Origin of the sequence: uncultured Campylobacter sp. (assembly GCF_937997535.1) — a bacterium.
Lineage (GTDB): Bacteria > Campylobacterota > Campylobacteria > Campylobacterales > Campylobacteraceae > Campylobacter_B.
Map to the genome: position 1 here is coordinate 1 of NZ_CALKTT010000014.1, position 26,522 is coordinate 26,522.

The following is a 26,522-nucleotide window of genomic DNA, read 5'->3' on the forward strand; positions in this document are numbered from 1 at the left end:
TATAAATTCTAGTATTGACGGAATTTCGTTAGATGAACTTTATGACGTCTTAAATGAGGCTTTAAAAGAATATGGTAGTCGCGGTATTGACGGTAGAGAAAATTTACCAAAAGAGCATGAAGTCGTAACTTTTCTGCACGATTAAATATAAAGGATGAAAAATGACGCTATAACAATAAGCAAGGTTAGAATTATAAAGTCACGTTGATAGATGCAAGAAAAGGATAAATAGTTTTTTATCCGATCAGAATTCAGCTCGGTAAATTTTAAAATTTAGCGCAGCCAAGGCTTAAATTTGATGAGAGATCACGACAAAGAGTTTTGAAAACGTCGAAATAAAACGCAACATAAAGGCCGAATTGGTCTTAAAAGCTATAAATTAGGGGCTAGGGTGATAAAAGAGTTCATTAAAAAATGTTTTGAGCTAAAAGGGGTGAGGATTTTATTCTGGATCGCCTTGCTCTTTTTTACAATAGATTGTTTGGGCGTTATATTTGCCGGCATAGACGCGGTTTTTTTGGCGGAGTATAGCGGTTACGATATCGCGAATCCGTTTTCTATCGTTTTAAAAGCTTTTGAACTAACGTGGCACGAAGAAGCGAGCGATAGCGAAAGCGATATTTTCGGCGCTATGGTATTGTATCTATTTTGTGCGACGGTAATTTTGCCTCTGATCATCTGCTGCTTCGTATTTTCCAAAATAAAGGCTTTTATCCTGCTGGATAAAATATCCGGCGCATCTGCATTTTTTATAAGTCTATTTTATACTTATTCGCTAGCTGTGATAATCCTAACAGGAGCCGATTTGACTTGGTTGGGTCATCTGTTTGATCGCTCAAATTTTAATTTTAACATAATGATTATAAGCGCTTTATCATCGCTAATAATCGCGTCTGCAACGGTTTTCATTCTAAAAAGAAGAGATAAAATTTAATGCGGATAGGTTGATTTAGTCATTTTTTTGGCTAAATTTTGCGTAAATTAATACGTAAAATTTTGTGAATAGAGCTTGAGAAATGGGAATTTAAAAGGGGCAAATTTTGAAATGATCTTAAAATTTGCCCCCGCTTCAAATTTAAAATTTTAAGTTTTGAAGTTTGAAATTCCGATCATCGACTTTGAATTTAAAATTCTAATCCTGCCGATCTTTCAAAATTTTATGATCTAAAATCCTTACGCTTTTGAATCCTGCAACTCAAAGCCACTGTTTCTTAAATTTGAAATTCTAAGCTCTGAGATGCGGAGCCTTGCTCGATAAAATTTTAAAACTTCAAGTCTAGAATTTAATTTGATAAAAATTTTATTGAGCAGGATTTGGCTCGATAAATTCTATAGAATGCTAATATGTGAGAGGGAAATGAGATTTTAAATAGAGTATTTCAATTCCCAATGGGATGGAATTCTACCCGATCTTCAATAGACTTGACGCGATAGTTGAGCTGTTTCAATTCCCGACGGGATGGAATTCTACTATGCGCCGATCCTATCATGGCGCAAAATACCAAGTTTCAATTCCCAAGGGATAGATTACCCACCAAATTTACTTAGCTAAGGCGTGAGATTTACCTCGTCAAATTTGTTCCATCAAAGCGCGGAATTTACCCCACAGGATAAATTCCGCTAAATTTTACTTCACCCTCTTTATCTCGATCTCGCCGTCACGCGCGCCGATTTCGATCCGATCGCCGGTTTTGATCTCGTCGCTTAGGATCATATCGGCGATCTTATCCTCCACCAGGTCGTAAAGCGCCCTTCGTAGCGGCCTTGCGCCGTATTCGATATCAAAGCCTGCCGAGGCAATGAGCTTTTTGGCATTTTCACTTAGGCTCGCGTTAATGCCGCGGTTTGTGAGTGTTTTTTGCAGGCTCTTAAACATAATGCCCACGATTTTTATAAGATCATCCTCGCTTAGGGCGTTGAAGATCACGATATCGTCCAGGCGGTTGATAAATTCGGGCTTGAAATAATTCTTCAGCTCGCTCTTTACCGCCTCCTCTCGCTCGGCAAGTGCTACCTCGCGCGGCTTATCCGCATTTTTGGCGTCAAGCTCCATAATCTTAGCTGAGCCGATATTGCTCGTTAGGATGATGATCGTGTTTTTAAAATCAACCGTAACGCCCTTGTTATCGGTCGCACGCCCGTCGTCTAAAATTCCAAGCAGGATATTAAAAACGTCCTTGTGCGCCTTTTCGATCTCATCAAAAAGCAGCACGGAGTAGGGCTTTCTGCGCACAGCTTCGGTAAGCTGTCCGCCTTCGTCGTAGCCCACGTATCCGGGAGGCGCACCAAGCAAGCGCGAGACGCTGTGTTTTTCCATATACTCGCTCATATCAAAGCGGATCATCGCTCGCTCGTCGTCAAATAAAAATCTAGCTAAGCTCTTCGCGCTCTCGGTCTTGCCGACGCCGGTAGGGCCCAAAAACAAAAAGCTTCCGATAGGGCGGTTTTCGTTCACGAGACCGGCTTTGTTGCGCTTGACGGCGCGAGCGATGGCGTGCAGCGCCTCGTCCTGTCCCACGACGCTTTCTTTTAGGTGCTCCTCGATGTGGAGGAATTTCTCCTTTTCGGAGGAGAGCATTTTGCTTACCGAGATGCCCGTCCATTTGCTTAAAATTTCAGCCACGCTCTCCTCGTCCACGCGGTTTCGCAAAAGCACGCCGTTTTCTTTCATTACGTCCCACTTCGCCTCAAGCTCCTTGACCTTTGCCTGCGCGGCGGGGATCTTGCCGTATTCGATCTCGGCAGCCTTGCTAAGATCGCCGTTGCGTCTTGCTAAGCTCGCTTCGTTTTTGAGGCTGTCGATTGCTTTTTTCTCCTCGCTGATGCCGCCGAATACGGACTTTTCGTTTTCAAATTTAGCCTGAAGCGCGTTTTTCTGCTCGGTTAAATTTTCGATCTCTTTATCGATCTGCGCGAGCCTCTCATCGTTTTTGCCGTCATCCTCCATCTTAAGGGCTTCCTTTTCGACCTGAAGCGTAAGGATGTCGCGCTTAGCCTTGGCAAGCTCGTTGGGCTCGCTTTCGATCTGCATTTTAAGCTCTGCCGCCGCTTCGTCAATGAGATCGATCGCCTTATCCGGCAGAAATCTATCGCTAATGTAGCGGTCGCTTAGCCTTGCAGCCGCCACAAGCGCGCTATCGGTGATGGTGACGTTGTGATGCACCTCTAGCCGCTCCTTTATGCCGCGCAGGATCGCCGTAGCCTCGCTCACGCTAGGCTCCGCGACCGTTACGGGCTGGAAGCGGCGCTGAAGCGCGGTGTCTTTTTCAAAATACTTTCGGTACTCTTTCAGCGTCGTAGCGCCGATCGCGTGCAGCTCGCCGCGCGCAAGAGCGGGCTTTAGGATATTTGCGGCATCCATAGAGCCTTCGCTTGCGCCCGCGCCTACGATGGTGTGAATTTCATCTATGAAAAGTACGACGTTTGCGGCTTTTACGACCTCGTTTATGACGGCTTTGAGCCTATCCTCAAACTCGCCGCGGTACTTCGCGCCCGCGATCAGCGCACTCATATCAAGCGCGATGACGCGTTTGTTTTGTAGGCTAAGCGGTACCTCTTTTTTGGCGATCAGCTGCGCAAGACCCTCGACGACCGCGGTTTTTCCAACGCCCGGCTCGCCGAGTAGGATCGGGTTGTTTTTCGTCTTGCGGATTAAAATTTGCATCATTCGCGAGATCACCTCGTCGCGGCCGATGACCGGATCGAGCTCGCCCGCGATTGCCTTTGCGGTGAGATCGACGCCGAATTTACTAAGCGCCTCAAGCGTCTCGTCGGCGGTTTGCGAATCGATGCTTTTGCCGCCGCGAAGCGCCTCTAGCTCCTTTTTGATCTCGCTAAGATCTGCAAATTTAGATAGAATTTTCTTTAGAGGATCTGCGTTTAAATTTGCAATCAGCCAGGTATCTACGGCGATAAATTTATCGCCCGAGCTCGTCATCAGCCCTTTTGCGAGCTCTAGCGAGTTCATCAGCTCGCGCGAGATTCGCACGTTTTCCTTCGTGACGTTTGAGCTCGTAGGCAAATTTGAAATTTCGCTTTTGATCTCAAGCTCGACCGCGGTCTTTTCGATGCTAAATTTATTAAAAATTTGATTTAGAACCGAGCCGCTGTCGGCTACCAAAGCCCAGAGCATGTGCAATACGCCCACTTCGCTATTTTTGGAATGGATCGCCAAAGAAATGCTGCTTTCGAGCAAAGAGCGCATTTTATCGGTTAAAATTTCAATAGTTTCGTTCATAAATTTTCTCCTAAAGTTGAAGTTGATTGCATTATATAACTTTAGTGTGTTTATGTCAAGGTTTTTTAGTGAGATTTTAAAATTTTCGGCTTAAATTTATCTGTAAACGCGCAAATTTCGTATGAAATTTACCTTATTTTTAGCCAATTTTCTATAAAATTCACTCCATTTTACTTTCAAGGATAAACTTTGCGACAAAAACACCTCTTCTTCGGCTTGGGATTCATATTTTCTCTATTCTTAGGCGTCAGTTTTTTTACCGGAAATTTACAAGCCAGAGAGGTCAATGCGACTAAAAAACCAGACAGCGAAAAAACGCGTCTGGAGGCGTTAGCCAAGCTTACTAAAACGCTTGCGATCGTCGAGAACAATTATGTCGATGAGATGAGCTTCTCGGAGCTTGTGGATAAGACGATTTCGGGGCTTATGAATAACCTCGACGCGCACTCAAGCTACATGGACGAAAAGGCGTTTAACGACACGAAAGTCCAGACCGAGGGCGAGTTCGGCGGGCTTGGAATTCAAGTGGGTATGAAAGACGGCGCTCTGACCGTCATCTCGCCTATCGAGGGCACTCCTGCAGATAAGAAAGGCATTCAGGCTAACGACGTGATCTTGCGTATCGACGGCAATGCGACCTTCGGCATCACGATCGACGATGCGGTCTCAAAAATGCGCGGCAAGCCGAAAACCAAAATCACTCTAACGATCGTCCGCAAGGGCGTTAGCAAGCCTTTCGACGTCGAGATTATCCGCGATATAATCAAAGTGGAATCGGTCTATGCCAAGATGATTGAGGATGATAAAATTTTATATCTGCGCGTTACAAATTTCGATCAGCACGTGGTGGCGGACGCGAGCAAATTTATAAAAGAGCACAGAGATGCCAAGGGTATTATTTTGGATCTGCGAAATAACCCGGGCGGGCTTTTGGATCAGGCGATCGGACTTGTAAATTTATTCGTCAGCAAAGGGCTTATCGTCTCTCAAAAAGGGCGCGCGAAAAACGAAACCGAAGCACATAACGCCGATCCTAAAAAGAAGATCACCGACCTGCCACTGGTAGTGCTAGTAAACGGCGGTAGCGCGAGCGCAAGCGAGATCGTAAGCGGCTCGCTTCAGGATCTAAAGCGTGCCGTGTTGGTTGGTGAAAAAACTTTTGGTAAGGGAAGCGTGCAGGTGATCCTACCGATCGAGGATAAAGAAGCCTTGCGACTAACCATAGCGCGTTACTATCTCTCAAGCGGTCGCACCATCCAAGCGGTGGGCGTGACGCCTGATCTCATAGTGGCGCCGGGCAAGGTGCCGAGCCGTGACGAGGATGAATTCTCGCTAAAAGAAGCCGATCTCAAAAAGCACCTGCAAGGCGAGTTAGCCAAGGTCGAGACCAAGAAAAAAGATGCTCAGAAAAAGGATGAGAAAAATTTCATCACCGCAGAGCAGATTAATAACGACATCCAGTTAAAAACCGCAATAGACGCGATAAAAATTCTAAACATCAAGTAAGGAGAGTGTGATGCAAGCTACCAAAAAAGAGCTTATCTACGAAGGCAAGGGCAAAAAGATGTGGTCGGTTAACGAAAGTGACGACCTTTTGATCTCGGAATTTAAAGATTCGCTGACGGCGTTTAACGGCGTCAAAAAAGCCGAAGAGAGCGGCAAAGGCGCGCTGAATTGTAAAATTTCGACGCTGATTTTCGATCTGCTTAAAAAGCACGGCATCGACACCGCGCTTGTTGAGACGATCAGTCCGACCGAGCAGCTCGTAAAAAAATGCAAGATTTTCCCTCTTGAGATCATCGCTCGTAATATCGCCACCGGCTCGCTTACAAAGCGCCTAGGCATCAAAGAGGGCACGAAGCTTCCGTTTACACTGGTGGAGTTTTGCTACAAAGACGACGAGCTGGGCGATCCGATCCTAAACGACGAGCATTGCTTGTTGCTTGGCGCCGTAAAGAGCCAAAGCGAGCTTGACGAGCTCAAAAAGATCGCGCGCAAAATCAATGAAATTTTGATCAAATTTTTCGACGAGCGAAATTTAAAGCTCGTGGATTTCAAGATCGAGCTTGGCAGAGATAAGGACGGCAATATCCTACTTGCAGATGAGATCAGCCCTGATAGCTGCCGCTTTTGGGACAAACAAACCGACAAAAAGCTCGATAAGGACGTATTCAGGCAGGATCTTGGTAGCGTAAAAGTGGCCTACGAAGAGGTCTTGCGTAGAATTTTAGGATAAGCGATGAAGGTAATTGTAAACGTAAGGCTTAAGCAGGGCGTGCTCGATCCGCAGGGCAAGGCGGTTTTGCACGCCCTCGCTGCGCTTGGATTTAGCGGCGTGCGAGATGTGCGCGTAGCCAAACAGATCGTCCTTGATATAGATGGCGAGGATAGGGATAAAATTTATGCCGATGTCGCTAGAATGTGCGATGAAATTTTGGCAAACACCGTCATCGAAGACTACGAGATCGTGATATGAAGGTAGCGATCGTCAATTTCCCCGGCACGAATTGTGAGCGCGACACCAAATACGCCTTTGATAAGCTCGGTTGTGAAACGCAGATAATCTGGCATAAAGAAACCGACATAAACGCCGATCTGATCGTGCTTCCTGGCGGCTTTAGCTACGGGGATTATTTGCGAACCGCGGCGATTGCTAAATTTAGCCCCGTAATGCAGGCGGTGCTTGATCACGCGCGAAAGGGCGGCTATATTTTGGGTATCTGCAACGGCTTTCAGATGCTTTTGGAACTGAAGCTGCTTGTCGGAGCGATGAGTAGAAATATAAATTTAAGCTTCATCTCAAAATTTCACCATCTGCGCGTCGTTTCAAACGACAATAAATTTCTGCACTGTTGCGATAAGGGCGAAATTCTAAATATCCCGATCGCGCATGGCGAGGGAAACTATTATGCGTCTGCAGATACGCTGAAATCGCTATACGACGAGGATTGCGTGCTGCTAAAATATTGCGACGAAAATGGCGCGGATCTAAATCCGAACGGCTCAGTGGACGCAATCGCGGGGATTTGCGATAAAAACAAAAAGATTTTCGGACTGATGCCGCATCCTGAGCGCGCGATAGAGCCTATTTTGGGCGGCACGGATGGAGAGAAAATGCTAAAAGGCTTAATTTGCTAAAAAAAATTCTTACTATTTTAGGTGTCTGTACGCTTGCGTTTGCTGCGCCGGAGATTGAGATCGATTCGCTTGATGATCTAAGTAAATATGCGCCGAAAAAAGCTGAGGATAAGCCCGACGAGCCGCAGACGCGCGATAATTCTAAGGTAATGCTGAAATACAATAAAAAAGAGGTTATGTCGATGGATAATTTAAGCATCGACGATCTTAAGGCTTTGGCGCCTACTAACGAAGTCGATCTTGATGTATCCGACGATAAGGTCTATCAGGACATTAAGCCTAAGGAGCTTACGCTAAAAGCCAGCGGGATGCCTAGGAAGGTGTATTGCAATCAAATTTTTAAGATCGATTTCGCCGTATATTTGGGGCAGAAAATCACCGTTAAGCCAAAGCTAGAGATCAGCCGCACCAATGGTATGAAGTGGCTTAATGCCGATAATCTTACGTGGATCGAGGGCGACGAGATGTTTGAGACGACGCTGTGGTTTGCGGCAAGCGATAAGAGCGATAAGATAAATGAGCTCGTTTTGACCTTGCAGCGCAATGGAGAATTCTTTGAAAAAAGCTCTATTAAGCCTGATAATCCGGAATTTATGAAGCTTGACACGAAGCCTAATTTTTCGCATATCGTAGCTGACGAGCTGAAACTTAAAAACTACAAAACTACTAAATTTGACGACGCTTCAAATTTACTCACGCTTGATCTTGGTATCCGAAACGGCGCAATCAGCGCTTTTAGTATCGATAATCCAGCCATTATCAAGCAGGGGGTGGACTCCGTGCGCGGCACATACGCGAGCCAAAGCGGATATTATTTCGCCGTCGTAGATAAAAATATCACAAATTTAGACTTCAGCTATTTCAATCTTAATACTAAAAAATTTGAAAATTTTGGGCTTGAGCTCAATCCGCGCGCTGAGGATCTTAGCACGCAGATTGGGCTAAATCCGAAAGAGAGCAAGTTCGAAGCCTACAAGCAGATCGCGATCTACACACTAGCTGCCGTGCTTTTGGTGATGTTTCTGCTTAGTAAAAATATCACGCCGCTCATCTTTGCGGTGCTGATTTTGGCGGTAAATTTCTATGCGCAAAGGCCTTACGGCACGGGCAGTATCGCGCAAAATTCTCCGGTTAGAATTCTGCCTATGCAAAGTTCCACCGTGTTTTACGTGACTAAAAATCCCGAAAAGGTTGAAATTTTGGGTACGAATAAGGAATTTTATAAAATTATGCTGGGCGGCAACAAGATCGGTTGGGTTAAAAAAGATGAGCTTAGCAAGGATTAGAGCGCTATTTTACGCGATTTGGTTTATTTTTACCGTCGTTTGCGTCGTGATCGCCATGGCGGTAAAAAACTCCTCTCATCGCCGCTTCCGCCGCATTTGGGGGCGCTTCCAGCGCTACGGCGTCGGATACGATATCCAGATCATAGGCACTCCCGATCCGCGCGCGCAGTTAGTAATCGCCAACCACCAAAGCATAATGGATATTGTTGTGCTTGAAGAGACTCATCCCGCCGATATCTGCTGGATCGCTAAAAAAGAGATCGCAGACATCCCTATCATCGGCAAAATCATCACTCTTCCGAAGATGATCCAAGTCGATCGCTCCAATCCGCGCGATCTGGTGCGGATCGTGCACGAAGTGCAGCAGCGCGTGAGCGAAGGGCGCGTCATCACGATGTTTCCAGAGGGAACCAGACATCGCGGCACGCAGCTTTTGCAATTCCAAAGCGGCGCCAAAGCGATCGTTAGCAAGCTTGGTCTGCGTGTCCAGCCCGTGGTACTCATCGGCACGCAGCACATCGCAAACTCTCACGATTTCACCGTCCATAGCGGACATGTCAAAATCATCTACCTAGACCTGCTCGATACGAGCGATAAAGATTGGCTGCAGCACGCCAGAGACACGATGCAAGCCGTAATCAATGAAAACGAAACCGCCGAAGCATAGGCGGGATTCATAAATTTATCGATAAAATTCAAACGCGACTTTTACTAATTCGCGCGATTTCTGTGCGCTAGCGCGTTTATTTGCGCTTTGATTTGCGGCGGCAAAATTTTATAAAATTTCATCCGCTCGTGTTAAGCGGCGTGGAATTTTAAAATTTCGTTCGTGCGCGTGGACGACGAAATTTTAAAATTTTATCCATGCGCACAGGCGGTGGAATTTTAAAATTTCATCTAAGCGGCAGGCGGCGAGTTATCGGCAAGAGATAGGCAAGAAAACAGCGCCTGTATAAAAGCGAAATTTTAAAATTTACGCGGCGCGGCAAGATGAAATTTAGCATATATTTAGCCATTTGCGCGAATGGCTAAACGATTTGTCGTAAAAGCAAAGGCGGCGGCAACCCGCAAGCGGTCTAAAATTTTAAATTTCTTGAGGAGGAAAGAATGGCGTTTATTACAGAGCGTATTTCAAAAGAGGATGTCGAGAAATACGATTTGCTAAAACCATGCAATGAGATATGCAATAAGTATTATCAGGGTGAGCTTGATTGGGTAGATTTAAATTCAAGAAGTTGGTGCATAGATCGAGAAAGAGGTATTTGGCTTTTTCCAATATGTAGTATCACTATCGGAGATCCTAGAGATATGAACTATAGCGGCGAAGATATATGGATCTTGCACTACAAGGGTAAAGATATAGAAATCGATCTGAGGAATATACATAATGAATATACCGGTAAAAAAGATACGGATAATCCGTTTATACTAATATATGAACTGGAATCTATAAGAAGCGATATCGGGGATATACCAAAACAAGAGATTGTAGATATTTTAAAAGAAATTTTAAATGAGTATAAGAGAGGGGCTATAATAGATTCTATCCCCAGAGAAAATATTCAAGTAACTTTCATATCAAAAATTTAAAGAAAAGGAGGAGAGGATGGCGTTTGTTACAGAGCGTATTTCAAAAGAGGATATTGAAAAATATAGTTTATTGGAAACGATAAACAAAATACGCAAAAAATATGATGATGACGAAATTAGTTTATGGTTTTTAAAAAGATTAGATTGGTGTATAGAGCGAGAAAATAACACTTGGCTAATTCGTATATCGCATGATTATTTAAGAGATATAGGAGATTATGCCTTAACTAAAACGATATGGCTATTGCATTATAAAAGTAACGATATAGAGCTGGACTTGAGGCGGATTTTTAATGATGAAACGATTGGCGATCCGCATAGAATTATTTATGAGCTTCACGATATAAAAACAGATGCCGAGAATACAACCAGCGATGAAATTATAGATATTTTGAGAAAAATTTTAAGCGTATATGGCGGTGGCGGAGTTGGACTAGAAAATTTTACTCCAAAAGAAAAACTAAAGGCAAGCTTAATAGTCAATTTAAAGCAAAGCAAGAATACGAGCCATAGGGCAAAACAACAAATGCCGAATTAAAGAAATAGTAGATGATTAAACCGCCTGCGATTAAGAAAACTATTTGCTTTATGCCGATCATAAATATGCAGTCGATTTAAAATTTTACCGTCGTAATAGGATAAATTTTAAAACCCCGTCCGCTTAAATCAGCGTCGGCTTTAGTTTGCGTGCCGAAAAGTCGGGCCTCTCGCCGCGAGCTAGAGCGATGAGCTCATCCGTCGTAATTAGATAAAACCCCGCGAATCCTCTGCCGAAAAGCTTTTGAATTTCATCGCTTCTGCCGTCTAAAAAATCAAGCGCAAGCTTGGAATTTACTAGCAAAAAATCGCTTCCGCTATCAAACGCGTCAAATAAAATTTCGCTCCCCAGCCGCAGCGCGCACTCCCGCTCGCGCTCATATATCTGCGCCCCAAGCGGCGCGCCTTCGCAGCCAAAGTGCACGATCTGCGCGCCCAGCCTGCTAGCCAGCTCCTCCGCAGCCTCGTCGTACCACACGGCGACGTTAAAGCCGCTAAAATTGTGCTTCGCGCCCGCTGCGTCAAATTCCGCCATGCTCTGCGCGCTTAAAATTTTATTGCTGCGCGCGGGCTCGTATTTTAAAATATCGCAAAACGCCCTGTATGCCGCGCGGTCGTCAAACTCCATCCCCACGGCGTCGCACTTCGTAAAATACGCCATCTGCGGCTCGATGATCTCTAAAACCCTCATACGCTCGCTCGGGTGCGTCTGCATCAGGCGGTGCGCGAAGATAAAGGCGCTGTTGCCCAAGAACTCCTGCGAGCATGCGGGGATTTTCGTCGAGTAAAAATAAGGCGCGAGGCTTTTGTAAAACTCGAAATCAGCAGCGTCCGCGATGCTCTCGAAAGCTTTAAATTTATCCAAAAACGCCCTCGGCTCGCAGCGCAGATCTTTAATCGACTCTTTTTCGCTAAGAGGGGCTATGATTAGCTCGCTTCCAAAGTGCGCTATCAGCGTATCTAGCGGCTCTTTTACGCTTACCGCGGTGCCGCCGATTTTTACAAATTCCACCCCCTGTGCGCTAAAATAGGGATCGTGCGCGTAGATGTCGTCAAGCAGCGCCGTAAGATCGGCAAAGGGCGCGCTTTCATAAACATAGGGTTTGAAGTAGCTTGTGACGTCGCAGCGAGGATCGAAGCGAAAGAGCCTGATTAGCATTTTTCATCCTTTTTTTATGGCGAATGATACTAGAATTTGCCTTAATAATGAGTTTTTTAGGCTCAATTTTATAAAATTGAGCCTTAGATTAACGCAAAGGCCGGCTATGAAAAATTTATACACCCTAAATCACGCGCCGATAAATGCGCATTTTAGTAAAAACTCCAGCGATTTCGTCGTGCGCGAAGTGCCGCTTTACGAGCCTAGCAATGAAGGCGAGCACTGCATTTTGCTGCTACAAAAAAAGGGCATCAGCACGCACGAGGCGCTGCGGATTTTAAGCGAGCATACGGGCGCTAAGATGCGCGAGTTCGGCTACGCGGGGCTTAAGGACAAGCAAGGCCTTACGACGCAGCATATTAGTATGCCTGCTAAATTTGAACTCGCACTGGGCGGATTTTCGCACGAGAGCCTTAAAATTCTAAGCGTGCAAAGGCACAAAAATAAGCTTAAAATCGGGCATCTAAAGGGCAATGACTTTTTCATCCGCCTAAAAAAGGTCCTGCCGCCCGACGCCGTCAAGCTCGCAGCCGCGCTAGATACGCTAGGGCGCGAGGGCTTTGCAAACTACTTCGGCTATCAACGCTTCGGCAAGTTCGGCGACAACGCAGCGCAGGGCGAGGAGGTGCTGCGCGGACAGAGGCGGCTTAAAAACCCCAAAATGCGCGACTTTCTAATCAGCGCCTATCAGAGCGAGCTTTTTAACCGCTGGCTTAGCAAGCGGGTCGAAATTTCAAAATTTGCGGCGGAATTTAGCCTTGGAGAGTTTGCTAAAATTTATGGACTAAGCAAAGATGAGGCGCGCGAGATCGCGGCTCAGCCGCAGTTTTTTAAGCTTTTAAGAGGCGAGATTTTAGGACACTTTCCCCATGGCGCGTTTTTTAGCTGCGACGATCTTGGCGCGGAGTGCGAGCGGTTTACGAGGCGAGAAATCACGAGTGCAGGCCTTATCGCGGGGCGAGCGAAGCTGCGAGCTAGCGGGCTTGGCGGTAGATTTGAAGATGAAATTTTTGCGCCCGCTCGCGAGTTTGAGGCACAGATGAACGGCTCGCGCAGGTTTGCGTGGAGCTTTATGGAGCGCGTGCAGCACTCTTACGATGCGCAAAATGCGCATTTTAGCTTCAGTTTTTACCTGCCGAAAGGCTCTTACGCGACGGTCGTTTTGGAAGAAATTTTGCACCGAGATATATTCGAGGGCGCCGCGACAGACGAGGATTGAGCCGCATCGCGCGCTGTAGGGTAAGGACTCACGCGTCCCATGTCATGCCACGTCAAACCGCGCCGTAGAGTAGGGTTCGCACCACATTTACGCTACGTCGCGGCGCACCACGCGGAATTTTACGGAATTTTAGAGCTTGCTGCGTGGATTTAAATTTATGCGACGATGAAATTTTATGAAATTTCGTAAAATTTTATCGCAGAAAGCGTGCCGTTTTGTCTAAGCCATAGAATTTCAAAGTTAAAATTTTATTTGGCTCGGTCGCAGATAAAATTTTATAAAATTCTATTTCGCGACGATCTGTTCTTGCCGCACCGAAATTTTAATCGATCCGCCTTTTGAAAATATAAAGCAAATTTAGATTATTTTTTATACTCTTTTATCTTGCAGTTTTTTAGCTCGGGAAATTCTTTATGAAATTTCTCATGCAGACGAAAAAATAAAAGCCCCGCATCGGTAATTTCTTTATAATAATCTTTAAACTTCTCATCCGACTTGGATAGTTGCAAGAAATTTTTTACTAATTCTTTCGCATCCCCTAAAATATTTACTAATAAATCGTCGTTTTTCTCCAAAATTTCAATCATCACAATCACTCCTTGCAATTTTTGATAAGCAGCTGTTCACACAGTTCCAAAATGCATATGGCTCAGGAGCACCAAGCTCATCTAGGCATAAATCTATACAAATATCACGATCGCTACAACGCCTCAACACCTGGCTATCGTTTGCCGAATCGGCAGCCAAAAATCCCGTTAGGCCTAGTAATAAACAAATAAATAATATTGTCTTTTTCATTACATTCCCCTCTTTTAATAAAATCAATTATGATAAAGTATATCATTAAATTATTAATATCCGCTTAAAATTAAAATTTTAATTTCTAAGCAAAATACGAAATTTCATCGGTAAATGTTCAGATAAAAAATTCATTTAAATTTTTATTCAACGAGCTTACAGCCCGTGAAATACGACGAAGTTTAAGCCAAAAAAGCTATAATTGCGCTCGGGTGTGGCGTGCGGTCGCTCCGCAAGGAGAGGAAAGTCCGAGCTGCGATAAGACAAGGTTGCGTCTAACGGACGCCGGGGGCAACCCTAGGGAAAGTACAACAGAAAGCAAACCGCCGCGCAAGCGGTAAGGGTGAAAGGGCGGGGTAAGAGCCCACCGCGCGCGTGGAGACACGGGCGGCAATGCAAACCCAACCTGCAGCAAGAACGGGTGGTTTCGTCTTATATTCGAACCGTTCGCTCGAACCGATTTGCAAAAATCGGTCTAGATAAATGACCGCTGTAACGGAACTCGGCTTATAACCACACCTCTTTTTACGCTGAATTTATTTGCTTGGAATAAGGAAAAAATTTTGAAAAGCTTAATTTTATGTGGCGCGCTTTACGCCGTCGTTTTGGGGCTCGGAGGCTGCGCGAGTGCGGGTCCTGATAAGTCAGTAATCTTGCAAGGCGATGCTCATGATCGCGCTTGCGCAGAGGTTTATGAGCGCTACAAAGAGCTCGAAGCGGAGCTTTTAGCGGTCGAGGATCGATACGCAAACCCAAGCGTTGCGAACGATTATATACAGGCTTACGACGAGTACGAGCGCACCATCGCCTACTACAATGAAAATTGCGCGACCGATAAGTAGGCGGCGCAGACTGAGCGTGATTTGGTATAAACATGACTGCGGGGTAGCGGCGTAAAACGCTCAAAGATTTTATGAAAATTGCTAAGAACTATTTAGAATTTTGCGCGAAGCAAAAAAATATCTACAATTTATTACGTACGCTTGGCTCTAGCGATACGAAGTCGCGGTGTGAAGCATGGGCACGATGCCTATTCATGCCCGTATTTAGCTTGGTGCGCCAAGTTTCGGTAATCATATAACGGCGCCACATACTCGTGCATTGGCTAAGGAACGCGCAATTTATTAGTCGAATCGGCGCTAAGCCTTGAAGTTGCGAAGTCGCACCAAAAATTCCGCCGCGCAGATTTGAATTAGTGATTTAAAGTAGCAAAGCAATACCCCAAAATTTAGCCGTGAGGCGGACGACGAACGATTTATTAATCGGATTGGTGCAAAGTCGCACTAAAAATTCCGTCACGTGGAATTGGTTGCTGTGCCCGTTTATGTGTCTGCCAAAGCCTCGCAGCCTCAATATAAATATATTTCATCGAGTGGATTTGAATTGGCGCCTAGGCGCTTGGATCGATCGTAAAATCAGGTATCAAAAATCCTATTACTCAGTTTTGATCTGCTGTGCGATTTTCGAGGCGTATAAGGGTGGTAAAACGAGATCATTAGCGCAGTATTAAGGTACGGTGTAATTTTTTCGCTTGCGTATGCGGTTTTAAGGCGCTTGGTAATTTCAGTTTACTCGCAGAGTTTTAAGATGTGCGGTTTTTTGAGACCACAGCAGCGGAATTTTGGATTTTTAGCGCGAAGGTATTTGGCGAATTTACAGTGCTATGGCTTTGATTTTTGTCGAGAAATTTTAGAATTTTACGATTTCGCAAGAGAATTTTGTGTGTTTTGGCGCCGCGTTGAACTTAAAATTTCATCTTGTCGCCGCGTAAGATTGCGCGTCTAATCTTTCCATTTTTTTAAATACGGCGTATTTTTTGAGATTCGCGTCCGTTTTTGAAATTTTACTCTGAATAAACGTTGGATTCACAAAATAAGTCGCCCGGTGGATAATTTTAAAAAGCCTGCAAGCCTGCAATGCAAAAGCTAAAGCTTTATGAGAGGCAGAGTTTAAGGCCTTTGTCGATAATTTAGCTGCTCAGAATGCTACGACTTTAAAATTTCGCGAGTTAAATTTTAAAATTTACGCCACTTGCTGCGGCTGATAAAATTTAGCGAGCTAAATTGCGCTGAAATTTTACGAACGGCGACAAAAAATATTCGGCGTAGAATTTTATTCAGCTTGTTTATACGGAGCAAGGGTTTGAGTTTGCAAGTAGCCGCGGTTTTTGCTTTACGCTCGCACCAATCGTCCAAAGCAAGCGCGATGTTTATCTTGGCTACGCTTTAATGCGCGAGGTTTTTGTGTCGCCGTAAAATACAAATTTATGAGCTTTCGGGATTGTAAATTAATTTGCGCGCTTGCAGATCGCTTTTGAAATTTTGTCAAAATCTGAAATTATATCCGCGCAACGCCCATAAATTTCTTAGCGTCAAACGGCTAATCATGCTCGCAGCGCTGCTGTTTGAAATTCATAGTGCCTGTAAGCCGCTTTTTAAAGTTTCGCCAAAATACGAAATTTCGCTCATGAATCATGAATTCCGCCTCTGAAATGTAGAATTTTGCCTGCAACCGCAAATTTACGCATGCAATATGTGGCGTCAAATTTTGTTTTAGTATAGCAGCGCCGAATTTCTGGGGGCGGAAAGCGTAGCGATTGATCTTGCCACATCGTGACGAGGGCGTGCGTTTAATGCTTAAGCGGATTGAATTTGCTCGCGCGCCCATGAAATTTAGCCGATCAAATTTTATGCGCATCAGACAGCCTTCGAATTCTGCTCGCTCGAGTAACAAATCCATTAAGCTGAGTTTTAAATTCCGTCTATCTGCCTCAAATGGAAATTTTATCTGCAAAATAGGCGAAGTGCAAATTTAATTTGAATGCCACTCGCCTGCCTGCGAAATTTCGTCACGTTATAAGCTTGTTAAAGCACTCCAAGCCGCATTGTACGCTACGTTTGCCTTATTACAGCTCGCCAAAACGCTCAAAGCGGGCTTTTAGAGATTTTGTATTTTTGTTTAAAAGCTCTGCTTGCGCGGCGAGCTTATCTGCGTATGTTTGAAGCGCCGTCGCATACTTAGCATGCGTCTCAAAGTCCGATTTTAGCGCGTAAATTTCATCTTTTACCGATTTTATATTTTGCGCGAGCGCCTCGTCTTTTACAAAGGTGCGGATCGTGCCTAAAAGCGCCAGTAGCGTCGTGGGCGATGCCGCAAAAATGCCGATTTGCGCGCAGTATTCAAGCACCTGCGGCAGCTTCTCGCAGACGTAGACGAAAACCGCCTCACTCGGCACAAATAGCACCGCAAACTCCGTGCTAAGAGGCGGTATGATGTATTTTTCCGCGATATCTGCGGCGTGCTTTTTCATATCAGCGGCTAGCTGCTTATCCGCACTAGCAAGCGCTGCAGTGTCGTTTGAGGCGGAGACGGCGATAATTTTTTCATAGCTTTGAAGTGGGAATTTTGAGTCGATACAAAGAATTTTTTCTTTTGCGATATGTAGCGCGCAGTCTGCGATCCTGCCGTTTGGTAGGTGCTTTTGCAGCTCGTAAAACGCGGCGTTTTGCCCATAGATCATCGATAAAATTCTCTCTAATCGGTACTCGCCGAAGTTGCCGCGTAGTTTTACATTGCCTAAAATCGAGTTTAGCCTTGCGATTTCGTCACGCACCTGAAGTGAAGTTTTATTTTGCTCGCTCATTCGCGCTAGATTTTCCGCTATGTCCTTAAAGCCACGATCCAGCGAGCTTAAATTCTCGCTAAGCGCGCTATTTTGGCGCTGCAACCCCTCGCCTAGGGATCTATTAAGATAATAGAGCTTATCGTTAAAGCCGTCATTTAGGCTTTGATTTAGCTTAAAAAGCTCGGCACTTGCTCTCGCACTTTGAGCTGTGAGCCTTTCGTTTAAAAGCTCGCTAAGCGCAGAGTTTGCATCGCTTATGCGGCGGTTTTGCAGTACGAGCGCGATCAGCAGGACAAGCACTAGCGCAGCAAAAAATGCAAACGCCGCGAGCAAAATCCCATCAGCGCCCATTTTCTTGCACGCTTTGCGGATCTAAAATTTCATTTTTGTAGCGCAGATATTCGATATCGTTGTTAAGCGCACGATTTTCCTCAAGCAAAACCTCGTGTTTAGTGCGAAGCGCGGCGATGTCGCGGCTGATGTAATAAATTTCGTTGCGGATGTAAATCGCCGGCACCGTCAGCAAAAACGCAAATCCGATCAGCAGATAAACGACTAAAAGCTGATAAAGCGTGAGATTTTTCTCCTTTTTTTTCTCGGCATCGTAGTTGCGTAGTAGCTCGTCTTGTGCGCCAGTAAAACTGCCATAGCTGCGCCCTGCGGCAAGGCTTGCATAATCATGCGTGCCCAGATCTGCGTAATTTTGATTTTGTGTACCTGTAAAGTTCGCACCCACAAACGCCGCATAATCCACCTTGCCGGTAAAATTGGCACCTACAAAATCGCCATAGCTCGCTCCGCTGGAATTATCGCTGCCGCGATTGGCTGAAAGATTTGCGTCGTCGCGTCCTTTTAATTTTACTTTGTTGCTTTTATTAAATTTTGTTCCGCCGCTTTCGGAATTTAGATAGTTTTGGGTATTTATAAAGCCTGAACTTTCGAATTCCAAGCCGGTAAAATCGTCGTAACCGCCCGCTGCGCCCGCGTAGTTTCGTTTTACGGAAAGATCCGCGGCAAGCTTATCCTCTAGCTCCTCATCCGTCAGATCCTCCATAGCTCGTCTTTTCGCAAGCTCTATGCCCGCTAAATCAGATGTTCCTGCGAAGTCGTGCCCGTCATCGTCGTCGGCAAAATATTCATATTTATTCATCTAAAATCTCCATAAATTTAAAGCTACGATCTTATCTTTACTCGCCGCCAAGGCGCCTGCGTCAAGATAAATTCAGCTCGAAGCCCGCAGCTAGCGTGTATCCAGCAAAGTGTGTACCCAGCAATGGGCCGTTAAGGTAAAATTTAAAAGCAAAGCTACGAACGAAATTCTTCTTTGCAATTTTACCTCAGTAAATGGAATTTTATCTTAACTCGCCAAATTCTATCTCGGCCAGCAAAAACAAAATTTTACTTTAGCAGGCTATTGCGTTTATTCGGCTGGTTCTTTGCACGATATTGTATAGCAGCAGAAGCTTCAAAAGAAGCATCGCGTTAATTTTGCTCGTTTTTTGCACCGCCTGCTTGGGAAATTTATTTTGACAGGTAAAAATCAAGTTCGCTTTACTCAGCTTATCTTATAAAATTTTGTCAAATCGTCTGAAAAACCGCTTAAAATTTTTACTGCGTCTTCGATGCGCCTTAAAACGCTAAGCGAAGGATATCGCTTGCAAGATAGGCTCTATCATATAAAAGGTCAATGAAACTACCGCTCGCTTACAAAATTTCGTTAAAGCAAAGAACGAGATTTGGCATTACGCCGCTTGCTTTAGGCGCCAAATTTTAACTTTTGCTCGGTTTTATATCTATGTTGCCACTTAGTTTTTTAAATATGCATCAGTTAAATCTCATAAAATTATACGTTAAATATAGCGTAAAATTAAACGTTAAATTTTTTGCTAAATTTTATAATTTAGCTATTAGGTACTCAAAATAGCATTGAAAAATATCATAAATTCTAAAGCGAATCTTTGTAAGCTAGATTTTAAAATTCCGTAAAATTTTAAAATTTAATGCCTGCAAATCTATAAATTTTACAAAATTTCGTCAAAATTTAAAATTCATAGCAAGCAAAGGCGGTTATTTTAGCCGAAAAATTCTAAGCTTCGCGCTCGCTGCTCGCGAGTTTTGCGCAAGCTCTTGCGCGTCCGCTATTATAGGGCTTTTGGTTAGGATTTTACCTAACGAATGTCCGCCGCCGCATTCACAGCGCATAAACTCTCTAGGACAGATGCAATCGCGCCCCCACGCCTTAAATCGCTCCTTTACTATGCGGTCTTCAAGCGAATGAAACGAGATTATAGCGACAGTTGCATTAGTTAGAATTGAATCGCGCGATTTTTGCTCAATGAGCGCGAGCAGGCGCTTTAGTTCGCCAAGCTCGTCGTTTACCTCGATGCGGATCGCCTGAAATGCTAGCGTAGCCGTGCTGATGCTACGCCCTTTAACGGGCTTCGTTCCGATTAAATTTGCCAAAGCTTTGGCGCTTGTTAGTGGTGCGTTAGCCCGTGCAGTAGCTATTTTAGCAGCGATTGCGTTAGCGTTTGTTAGCTCGCCATATTCGCGGAAAATGCGCGCCAGATCCGCTTGCAAGTAGTGGTTTACGACGTATGCCGCATCTAGAGCTGCGCTCTCATCCATTCGCATATCCAGCGCGTCACTTTTAGTGGAAAAGCCGCGCGAATTTTTATCCAACTGAAGCGACGAAACGCCGATATCGGCTAATATCCCGCGAACTGCGCGGAGCTTTTGCTCGGGCAGAATTTCTAAAATTTCGCTAAATTTTGCTTTGTGGATTTCTATGCGATCTTTAAATTTACTGAGCCGCTCGCGCGAAAATTCTATCGCTTCGGCATCTCTGTCGCAAGCGATAAGCTTAAGACGCGGATTAGCGGTCAAAATACCTTCGCTGTGCCCTCCGTAGCCTAGCGTGCAGTCGATAACGTAGCCGTCCTCAATCTGCGAAAATGCTGCGATCGTTTGCGAAAAAAGCACCGGAATATGTGGAGCTTGCACTTAAATTTATCCTTTTGAAATTTCTAATCCTATATAATAGCGAAATTTTTTACAAAGGCGAGAGATGGATGAGTATTATTATGAAATTTTACGCAAAATTTCGCTTTCGATGTTTAGAGATAGGCTTTTTGGGATCTTTCACGGCTCGATTTCAGCAAAAATTAAAGAAAATCAATTTTTGATCAACAAAAAAGATGCGATTTTCGATAGCCTGGATAGAGATGATTTTATAACGCTGTTTTCAAAAAAAGACTACCGCTGGCAGGATGCTAGCATCGATAGCGACATACATATAAATATCTACAAAAATATAAAAGAGGCGAAATTTGTAACCTACGCGACACCGCCGTATCTCGTCGCATATACGCTGGAGCATGATTTTATTTTGCCGCGAGATTACTTTGGGGTGAGCAAATTTAAGCGCATTGAAATTTACGATCCTAAGAACTACGACGACTGGCACGAGCGCGCGCCGTACGAAATTTGTAACTATATGATAAATGAAAATAGCGATATAATGGTGATTCGCGGCTATGGGGTTTTTGCCCATGCAAGGAGCGCGCAGCAAATGGCGAAAAAAATAGCGATTTTAGAAATGAGTTCAAAGCTGCTTTTGCTAAGCTAAGATTAATGTATACCAAATCGTTTACTAACGCGTTATAATTCGCCAAAAATGCCTATTTTTCAGCCTTACATAAGGTTTTATCTGTATAATTACTAACAAAAAATTTCTTTAGTTAGCTATTTAAGGATTTAGATGATAGAATGGATGCAAAAGCATAAGAAGTCGCTTATACCGACGATCTGGATAAGCACGATAGCTTTCGTGGGCGCAGGCTTCGTCGGCTGGGGCGCATATGATATGAATGCTAACCGCGCAGGCTCAATTGCTAGAGTAGGGCAGATTTCCATAACCAATCAAGAACTAAACACAAAATACTCCGAACTATACAACAGGCTGAGTGCTATGAGCGATGGGCAATTTACTCAAGAACAAGCCAAAAATATGCATCTAGATCAGATCGCAGTAGATCAGTTAATTGGCGAAGCGTATTTTCTAAATTTTGCTAAAGACTTAGGCGTTCAGGCTAGTGATAAAGATGTGGCGGAATTTGTGCTAAACTCGCCGAATTTCCAAGAAAATGGCGCATTTAGTAAGGAACTTTACGATAATGTCGTAAGAAATTCCGGACTAACCAAAAAAGAATTTGAGCGCAATCTACAAAAAACGCTAACTCTGCAAAAGCTAGGCAAGGCTTTAATGATCACGCCAAATTCCAAGATCATAGAGGCGTTTGCTGCATCGCAGCTAATGCAGGATAAGGTTTCTGCAGAGATAGTCTACGCAGACGCTAACGTTACCTTTAGCGACGACGAGCTAAAGAAATTTTGGGAAGGCGAGAAATCGCACTTTATGACGGAGAAAAAATATAATCTAGGAGCCTATTTCGTAGCGCTTAGCAACGCGGACGTAAATGAAACCGAGCTAAGTAAATTTTACGAAGAGCACAGAGGCGAGTACAGAAATCTGGATGATAAACTATTGGATTTCGCAGAAGCCAAGCCAGATGTTTTAAAAGACTACCGAATGGATCAGGCTAAAAAAATTGCTACCAAAGATTATCTGGATATCAAAAAAGGCAAAATCGATACCAACGAAACTATCGTAGCTACGGCGGAAAATTTCCCGATTGCCGATATAGAGATCGCAAAGCCCGGCGAAGTGATAAAACCTTTTGAATACAAGGGCGGATTTTTAATAGCCAAGCTCAACGGCGTTGAGCAACCTAGACAGATGACTTTCGATGAGGCTAAGCCTTTGGCTTCCAAAGAATTTGAAGCGAAAAAACGCAAAGAGTTACTTGAAAAAAGAGCTCAAGATGCGCTTAAAAATTTCAAAGGCGAAGATTTCGGCACGCTATCTCTTAACAGCAAAAACAATACCAAGCTGAGCGATGACGAATTTTATAAATTTCTTATCGATATGTTTAATAAGCCTGCGAAAGAAGGGATAGTGATGTTTGATAATAAAGCCGTAGTGTATAAAATTTTACAGCAGAGCCTGGGCAGCAGCGAAGAGATAGATAAAGAAAAAACGATCGTAGCTGATAGGATAACCACGTTATTAAATTCCAATCTGCAAGACGATCTAACCAAAATGCTAGAAAAGCGCTATAAAACCGAAAGATATTTTAAAGGTAAAGACAGTGAGTGAGTATATTTTAGGTCTAGATATAGGCTCGACTAAAATTCGCGCGATAATCGCTAAAAATGATGGCATTTTTACGGTCTTAGGCGTTGGCGGAGCCGATACTTTAGGTATCAAAAAGGGTGTCATAACAAACATAGAGCAAGCCGCGGGCTCAATAAAGCAGGCGGTGAAAGCAGCGGTAAAAGGCGCTGGCAAAAGCTATGATAAAGCTATCATATCGATCTCCGGCTCATACGCCAAAAGCGTTAAATCTCGCGGCGTCATAACTATGGAAAATGAGATTGGACTGGATGAAATTAAGCGCGCTATGCAGGTTGCCGAAGCGCAAGCAAATGTGCCTAGCGATAGTGTAATCTTACATGTGCTTCCGTATGATTTTAGAGTCGATGAGCAGGAACACATCGAAGACCCCCTCGGTATGAGTGGCACGCGCCTAGAGGTATCCACACATATCGTCATCGCGCCGGAAAGCTCGATTAAAAATTTGAAAAAATCAGTCGAGATGGCAGGCGTAAAGGTCGATAACATCGTCCTTTCAGGCTACGCATCCTCCATATCTACGCTTAGCAAAGACGAAAAGGAGCTAGGTGTCGTACTGATCGATATGGGCGGCGCTACATGCGATATAGTCATCCACCTGGGAAATTCCTTACGTTATAACGATGTTGTGATGTTCGGCTCTAATAACGTTACTAACGATCTATCGCGCGCTCTGCATACGCCGCTTCCATATGCGGAAAACATAAAGATCACCTACAACGATCTAATTAATCAAGGCAATAGCGAAGTTGAATTGCCTGCTTTAGGCGATAGCGAATCGGAAAATCACATAATAAGCCTTGAGATCATTTCGCAAGTAATCCTTGCTCGCGTTAAAGAGACTTTCGATATGATAGCCGATAAGATCGAAAGAAGCGGCTATAAAGACCGCATAGGCGCAGGTATCGTAATCACGGGCGGTATGGCGAAGCTAGACGATGTGCGCGATTTAGCGGCGATAGTTTTTGATAACACTTCCGTTAGGGTTGCAAGAGCAAAGAGCGTGGGCGGTCTGCACGAGATCGCCGATGATATTTCAAATTCTTGCGCACTAGGACTTTGCATGTATGGTTTCGGCGAATTCACCCCTTACGAGATGGACTCTAACGGCAAACTCCGCTACAAAGACGAAGTTATAAACAAGGCTCCGAAACGAAATGTGAACGAATATTATGAAAAAGAGGTCAGTAAGGCGATAGAAAAAGAGGGCATCAGAGCGGATAGCGGTGCGGCTAAGAAGGAGGATCTAAATATCCAACTTCCCAAAAAAGACGGACAGAATTTTTTCAATAAAATTTGGTCGTCTATGAAAAATTGGTTTTAAATTTTAAGCTAAGGAGATACTCGTGAAAGGATATAGTATGGAAGAAAGAAAGGGCATCTACGGTGCCAAGATGAAGGTTATCGGCGTCGGCGGCGGCGGATGCAACATGATAAATCATATGATCCGCGAAGGATTTACCAAAACCGACGTTGAGCTTATGGTGGCTAACACCGACGCGCAGGCGTTAGAAAAATCGATCGCAAATACTAGAATTTTACTAGGCGAAAACACCACCAAAGGCCTTGGTTGCGGTATGGATCCAGCGCTTGCTAAAATGGCTGCGGAGGAGAATTATGACGATCTTAAAGACCGCTTGGACTACTCTGATATCGTTTTCGTTGGCTCCGGTCTAGGCGGCGGTACTGGTACGGGCGCTGCACCTATCGTTGCAAAAGCTGCGAAAGAGAAAAAAGCGCTAACCATCGGCGTCGTTACTACCCCTTTCGGTTTTGAGGGTAAAAAACGTATGCGATTAGCACAAGAGGGTCTTGAAGAGCTTAAAAAAGAGTGCGATTCAATAATCGTTATCCCAAATCAAAATTTATTAAAGATCATCGATAAAAAAACCGGCCTAAAAGATGCCTTTAAGATCGTAGATAATGTCCTATTCCAAGCCGTAAACGGTATGATCTCCGTGATCTTAGAGTCCGGCGATAGCGATATCAACGTCGATTATGCCGACGTTAAAAAGGTAATGACTCACCGCGGTTTGGCGCTTATGGGTATCGGCGTTAGCGAAGGTGATGGCGCAGCAGAAGAAGCTCTAAAAAGCGCGATTCAATCTCCGCTTTTGGATAATACCTCTATCCACGGCGCTATGGGCGTGCTAGTGCATTTTAAGATGTCGCCTGATTGCTCCTTGCTTGAGATCGAATCTGCTATGAATATCATCGAAGATACCGTGGATAAGGATGCCGATGTTACTTGGGGTACCACCACCGATCCTAAGATGGAAAATAACCGCGTCGAAGTTACTCTCATCGCCACCGGTTTTGAAAGGAGCATCGAGGAAAAAAAGCAGGTCGCCAGCGATAACGTAGCGGATCGCAGGAAGGCGCTTTTAGAGAGCATGGGTCGAAATTCTATCTTTTCTAGACAAAAGGTAAGTAGCGGCGATTTTAACGGAGACGAAACCTACGACGAGCTCGATGAGCCCGCATTCTTACGCAACCAGATGGACTAAATGCGCAGACGAGATAGGCAGCTAAGCGAAGATGAGGCGTTAAAAATCATCGACGAGAGCGAATATGCTACGCTTAGCTGCATAGACGAGAGCGGCGAAATTTTTAGCGTGCCTATCTCGCCCGTGCGCGATGCAGACATTATTTATATCCACGGCGCGCCTGCCGGTACAAAGGCGAAACTCTTTCAAAACGGACGCGCGGTAACGGCTGTTTTTGTTAGCTACAACCGCGTTCCTACCCCAAGTGACGAAGAATACCGATCTATCGCAAACGACGCTGCCGCTTTAGGCTCTAGAGTTTATACGACAGAGTACCGCAGCGCAATCGCCGTTTGCGAAGCAAGCGAAGTAGAAGATGACGAGCGTAAAATTTACGCCCTGCGGATACTATGCGAAAAATACACCCCAAACTATATGTCGCGCGTAGAATTCGCCTCCAAAGCATCCCTAAAACGCACGAAAGTGTATGAGCTTAAAATAAAATCCGTAACCGCAAAGGCTAAAATTTTATAATGCGTCCAAATTTGCGCTTCCTGCGCTATGCCTTACTTTGCAGGAATCTCTTCTTTTATATGTTTTTATCCTTTTTGTCGACCGCCCTACTCTACTTGCGATCGACATTCGCTTGGGTTTAGTGCGGTACCTCTTTTCAACGCCGCTATTTGATTTCAGTTATGATGGGCTTTAAAGGAGCGAGATTGAAATTTTTTATAACCGCCGTGAATACGGAGGTAGGAAAGACATTCGTTACAGCTTCGCTTCTGCGGGCGTTTTTGCAGAGCGGTCGCACAGCAATCGCGTTAAAGCCCGTGCAGACGGGATGCGAGATACGTGACGGCAGGCTTGTCGCGCCGGATGTGAGCGAGTATGCTAAAGTAAGCGCAGATAGCGACATTGCGCCGATTTATGCGTTTAAATTTCCCGCTTCGCCGCACTACAGCGCGAGTTTGGAGCGCCGCGAGATCAAGACGGATGAAATTTTAAAATTTATCGACGCTCATTCGGCGCAGTGCGAAATCACGCTGATCGAAGGCGCAGGCGGTATTTTCGTGCCGCTAAACTCGCACGAGAGCTTTTTAGACGTGATGAGAGCGGTAGATGCGCCGATCGTTCTGGTCTGCAAAAACGAGCTGGGCGCGATAAACAGCGCGCTTTGCAGCGTCTATGTCCTG

Annotated in this window: 24 protein-coding genes and 1 other RNA gene; 18 read left to right on the top strand and 7 right to left on the bottom strand. The window is 44.7% G+C overall.

The window, feature by feature from the left end; all coding sequences use genetic code 11:
- Positions 1-391 precede the first annotated feature (391 nt).
- The gene (locus Q0117_RS01755) at positions 392-934 is read left to right on the top strand and encodes a hypothetical protein (RefSeq protein ID WP_297921697.1); all 543 of its coding nucleotides are present in this window, start codon (positions 392-394) and stop codon (positions 932-934) included.
- Positions 935-1,627: 693 nt separating this feature from the next.
- On the opposite strand, the gene Q0117_RS01760 is transcribed toward Q0117_RS01755, so the two are convergent.
- Positions 1,628-4,237 carry an AAA family ATPase gene (locus Q0117_RS01760; RefSeq protein ID WP_297921700.1) on the bottom strand — a complete coding sequence of 870 codons (2,610 nt, stop codon included), beginning with the start codon at positions 4,235-4,237 and terminating at the stop codon, positions 1,628-1,630.
- Positions 4,238-4,453: 216 nt separating this feature from the next.
- Here Q0117_RS01760 and Q0117_RS01765 point away from each other — a divergent pair, with 216 nt between their 5' ends.
- The 8 genes from Q0117_RS01765 (at position 4,454) to Q0117_RS01800 (ending at position 10,789) form a co-directional block, all read left to right on the top strand.
- Entirely contained in the window at positions 4,454-5,743 is a 1,290-nt protein-coding gene (locus tag Q0117_RS01765; protein ID WP_366807659.1) for a S41 family peptidase, read from the top strand.
- 10 nt (positions 5,744-5,753) lie between these two features.
- The gene (purC, locus tag Q0117_RS01770) at positions 5,754-6,473 is read left to right on the top strand and encodes a phosphoribosylaminoimidazolesuccinocarboxamide synthase (RefSeq protein WP_291937547.1); all 720 of its coding nucleotides are present in this window, start codon (positions 5,754-5,756) and stop codon (positions 6,471-6,473) included.
- A gap of 3 nt (positions 6,474-6,476) precedes the next feature.
- Complete coding sequence (gene purS / locus Q0117_RS01775) at positions 6,477-6,713, top strand: phosphoribosylformylglycinamidine synthase subunit PurS (RefSeq protein WP_297921703.1); 237 nt, start codon at positions 6,477-6,479, stop codon at positions 6,711-6,713.
- Positions 6,710-7,375, top strand: a complete 666-nt coding sequence (gene purQ / locus Q0117_RS01780; protein WP_297921707.1) for a phosphoribosylformylglycinamidine synthase subunit PurQ — start codon at positions 6,710-6,712, stop codon at positions 7,373-7,375. Before purS ends, purQ begins: the two co-directional genes overlap by 4 nt.
- A complete protein-coding gene (locus Q0117_RS01785; RefSeq protein ID WP_295152901.1) occupies positions 7,369-8,661 on the top strand; it encodes an SH3 domain-containing protein in 1,293 nt (430 codons plus the stop codon). The genes purQ and Q0117_RS01785 overlap by 7 nt, the downstream gene beginning before the upstream one ends.
- Positions 8,642-9,328, top strand: a complete 687-nt coding sequence (locus Q0117_RS01790) for a lysophospholipid acyltransferase family protein (RefSeq protein ID WP_297921710.1) — start codon at positions 8,642-8,644, stop codon at positions 9,326-9,328. The genes Q0117_RS01785 and Q0117_RS01790 overlap by 20 nt, the downstream gene beginning before the upstream one ends.
- Positions 9,329-9,768: 440 nt before the next feature.
- Complete coding sequence (locus Q0117_RS01795) at positions 9,769-10,251, top strand: hypothetical protein (protein WP_297921713.1); 483 nt, start codon at positions 9,769-9,771, stop codon at positions 10,249-10,251.
- Positions 10,252-10,267: 16 nt separating this feature from the next.
- Complete coding sequence (locus Q0117_RS01800; protein WP_297921716.1) at positions 10,268-10,789, top strand: hypothetical protein; 522 nt, start codon at positions 10,268-10,270, stop codon at positions 10,787-10,789.
- 123 nt (positions 10,790-10,912) lie between these two features.
- Here the strand turns inward: Q0117_RS01800 and Q0117_RS01805 are convergent, their stop codons facing one another.
- Positions 10,913-11,947, bottom strand: coding sequence for a hypothetical protein (locus Q0117_RS01805; protein WP_297921719.1), 1,035 nt, complete (start codon positions 11,945-11,947; stop codon positions 10,913-10,915).
- Positions 11,948-12,053: 106 nt separating this feature from the next.
- Between Q0117_RS01805 and truD the strand changes: the two genes are divergently transcribed.
- Entirely contained in the window at positions 12,054-13,166 is a 1,113-nt protein-coding gene (gene truD, locus Q0117_RS01810; RefSeq protein ID WP_297921722.1) for a tRNA pseudouridine(13) synthase TruD, read from the top strand.
- Positions 13,167-13,528: 362 nt separating this feature from the next.
- Here truD and Q0117_RS01815 read toward each other — a convergent pair whose 3' ends face one another.
- Both Q0117_RS01815 and Q0117_RS01820 read right to left on the bottom strand, forming a co-directional pair.
- The gene (locus Q0117_RS01815; RefSeq protein WP_297921726.1) at positions 13,529-13,753 is read right to left on the bottom strand and encodes a chemotaxis protein; all 225 of its coding nucleotides are present in this window, start codon (positions 13,751-13,753) and stop codon (positions 13,529-13,531) included.
- Positions 13,746-13,964, bottom strand: a complete 219-nt coding sequence (locus Q0117_RS01820; RefSeq protein WP_297921729.1) for a hypothetical protein — start codon at positions 13,962-13,964, stop codon at positions 13,746-13,748. The genes Q0117_RS01815 and Q0117_RS01820 overlap by 8 nt, the downstream gene beginning before the upstream one ends.
- A gap of 209 nt (positions 13,965-14,173) precedes the next feature.
- Between Q0117_RS01820 and rnpB the strand changes: the two genes are divergently transcribed.
- Positions 14,174-14,490, top strand: an RNA gene (rnpB, locus tag Q0117_RS01825) — RNase P RNA component class A.
- A 37-nt stretch (positions 14,491-14,527) separates the two neighbouring features.
- Entirely contained in the window at positions 14,528-14,806 is a 279-nt protein-coding gene (locus Q0117_RS01830) for a hypothetical protein (protein WP_297921732.1), read from the top strand.
- Positions 14,807-16,869: 2,063 nt separating this feature from the next.
- Here the strand turns inward: Q0117_RS01830 and Q0117_RS01835 are convergent.
- From Q0117_RS01835 to rsmH, 3 genes are all read right to left on the bottom strand, one after another.
- On the bottom strand, positions 16,870-17,940 hold the full coding sequence (locus Q0117_RS01835; protein WP_297921735.1) for a DNA recombination protein RmuC: 1,071 nt from the start codon (positions 17,938-17,940) through the stop codon (positions 16,870-16,872).
- On the bottom strand, positions 17,930-18,739 hold the full coding sequence (locus Q0117_RS10615) for a hypothetical protein (protein ID WP_366807657.1): 810 nt from the start codon (positions 18,737-18,739) through the stop codon (positions 17,930-17,932). Before Q0117_RS10615 ends, Q0117_RS01835 begins: the two co-directional genes overlap by 11 nt.
- A 917-nt stretch (positions 18,740-19,656) precedes the next feature.
- A complete protein-coding gene (gene rsmH, locus Q0117_RS01845) occupies positions 19,657-20,592 on the bottom strand; it encodes a 16S rRNA (cytosine(1402)-N(4))-methyltransferase RsmH (protein WP_297921738.1) in 936 nt (311 codons plus the stop codon).
- Positions 20,593-20,656: 64 nt separating this feature from the next.
- Here rsmH and Q0117_RS01850 point away from each other — a divergent pair, with 64 nt between their 5' ends.
- The 6 genes from Q0117_RS01850 to bioD form a co-directional block, all read left to right on the top strand.
- Positions 20,657-21,217, top strand: coding sequence for a class II aldolase and adducin N-terminal domain-containing protein (locus Q0117_RS01850; protein ID WP_295152874.1), 561 nt, complete (start codon positions 20,657-20,659; stop codon positions 21,215-21,217).
- Positions 21,218-21,349: 132 nt separating this feature from the next.
- Complete coding sequence (locus tag Q0117_RS01855) at positions 21,350-22,807, top strand: peptidylprolyl isomerase (RefSeq protein WP_297921741.1); 1,458 nt, start codon at positions 21,350-21,352, stop codon at positions 22,805-22,807.
- Positions 22,800-24,167, top strand: coding sequence for a cell division protein FtsA (gene ftsA / locus Q0117_RS01860; protein WP_297921744.1), 1,368 nt, complete (start codon positions 22,800-22,802; stop codon positions 24,165-24,167). Before Q0117_RS01855 ends, ftsA begins: the two co-directional genes overlap by 8 nt.
- Before the next feature lie 22 nt (positions 24,168-24,189).
- Positions 24,190-25,350, top strand: a complete 1,161-nt coding sequence (gene ftsZ / locus Q0117_RS01865; protein ID WP_040303139.1) for a cell division protein FtsZ — start codon at positions 24,190-24,192, stop codon at positions 25,348-25,350.
- Positions 25,351-25,863: a pyridoxamine 5'-phosphate oxidase family protein gene (locus Q0117_RS01870; protein ID WP_297921747.1), complete on the top strand. Its 513-nt coding sequence runs from the start codon at positions 25,351-25,353 to the stop codon at positions 25,861-25,863.
- A gap of 185 nt (positions 25,864-26,048) precedes the next feature.
- A partial coding sequence (gene bioD, locus Q0117_RS01875) for a dethiobiotin synthase (protein ID WP_297921750.1) occupies positions 26,049-26,522 on the top strand: 474 nt, incomplete at its 3' end.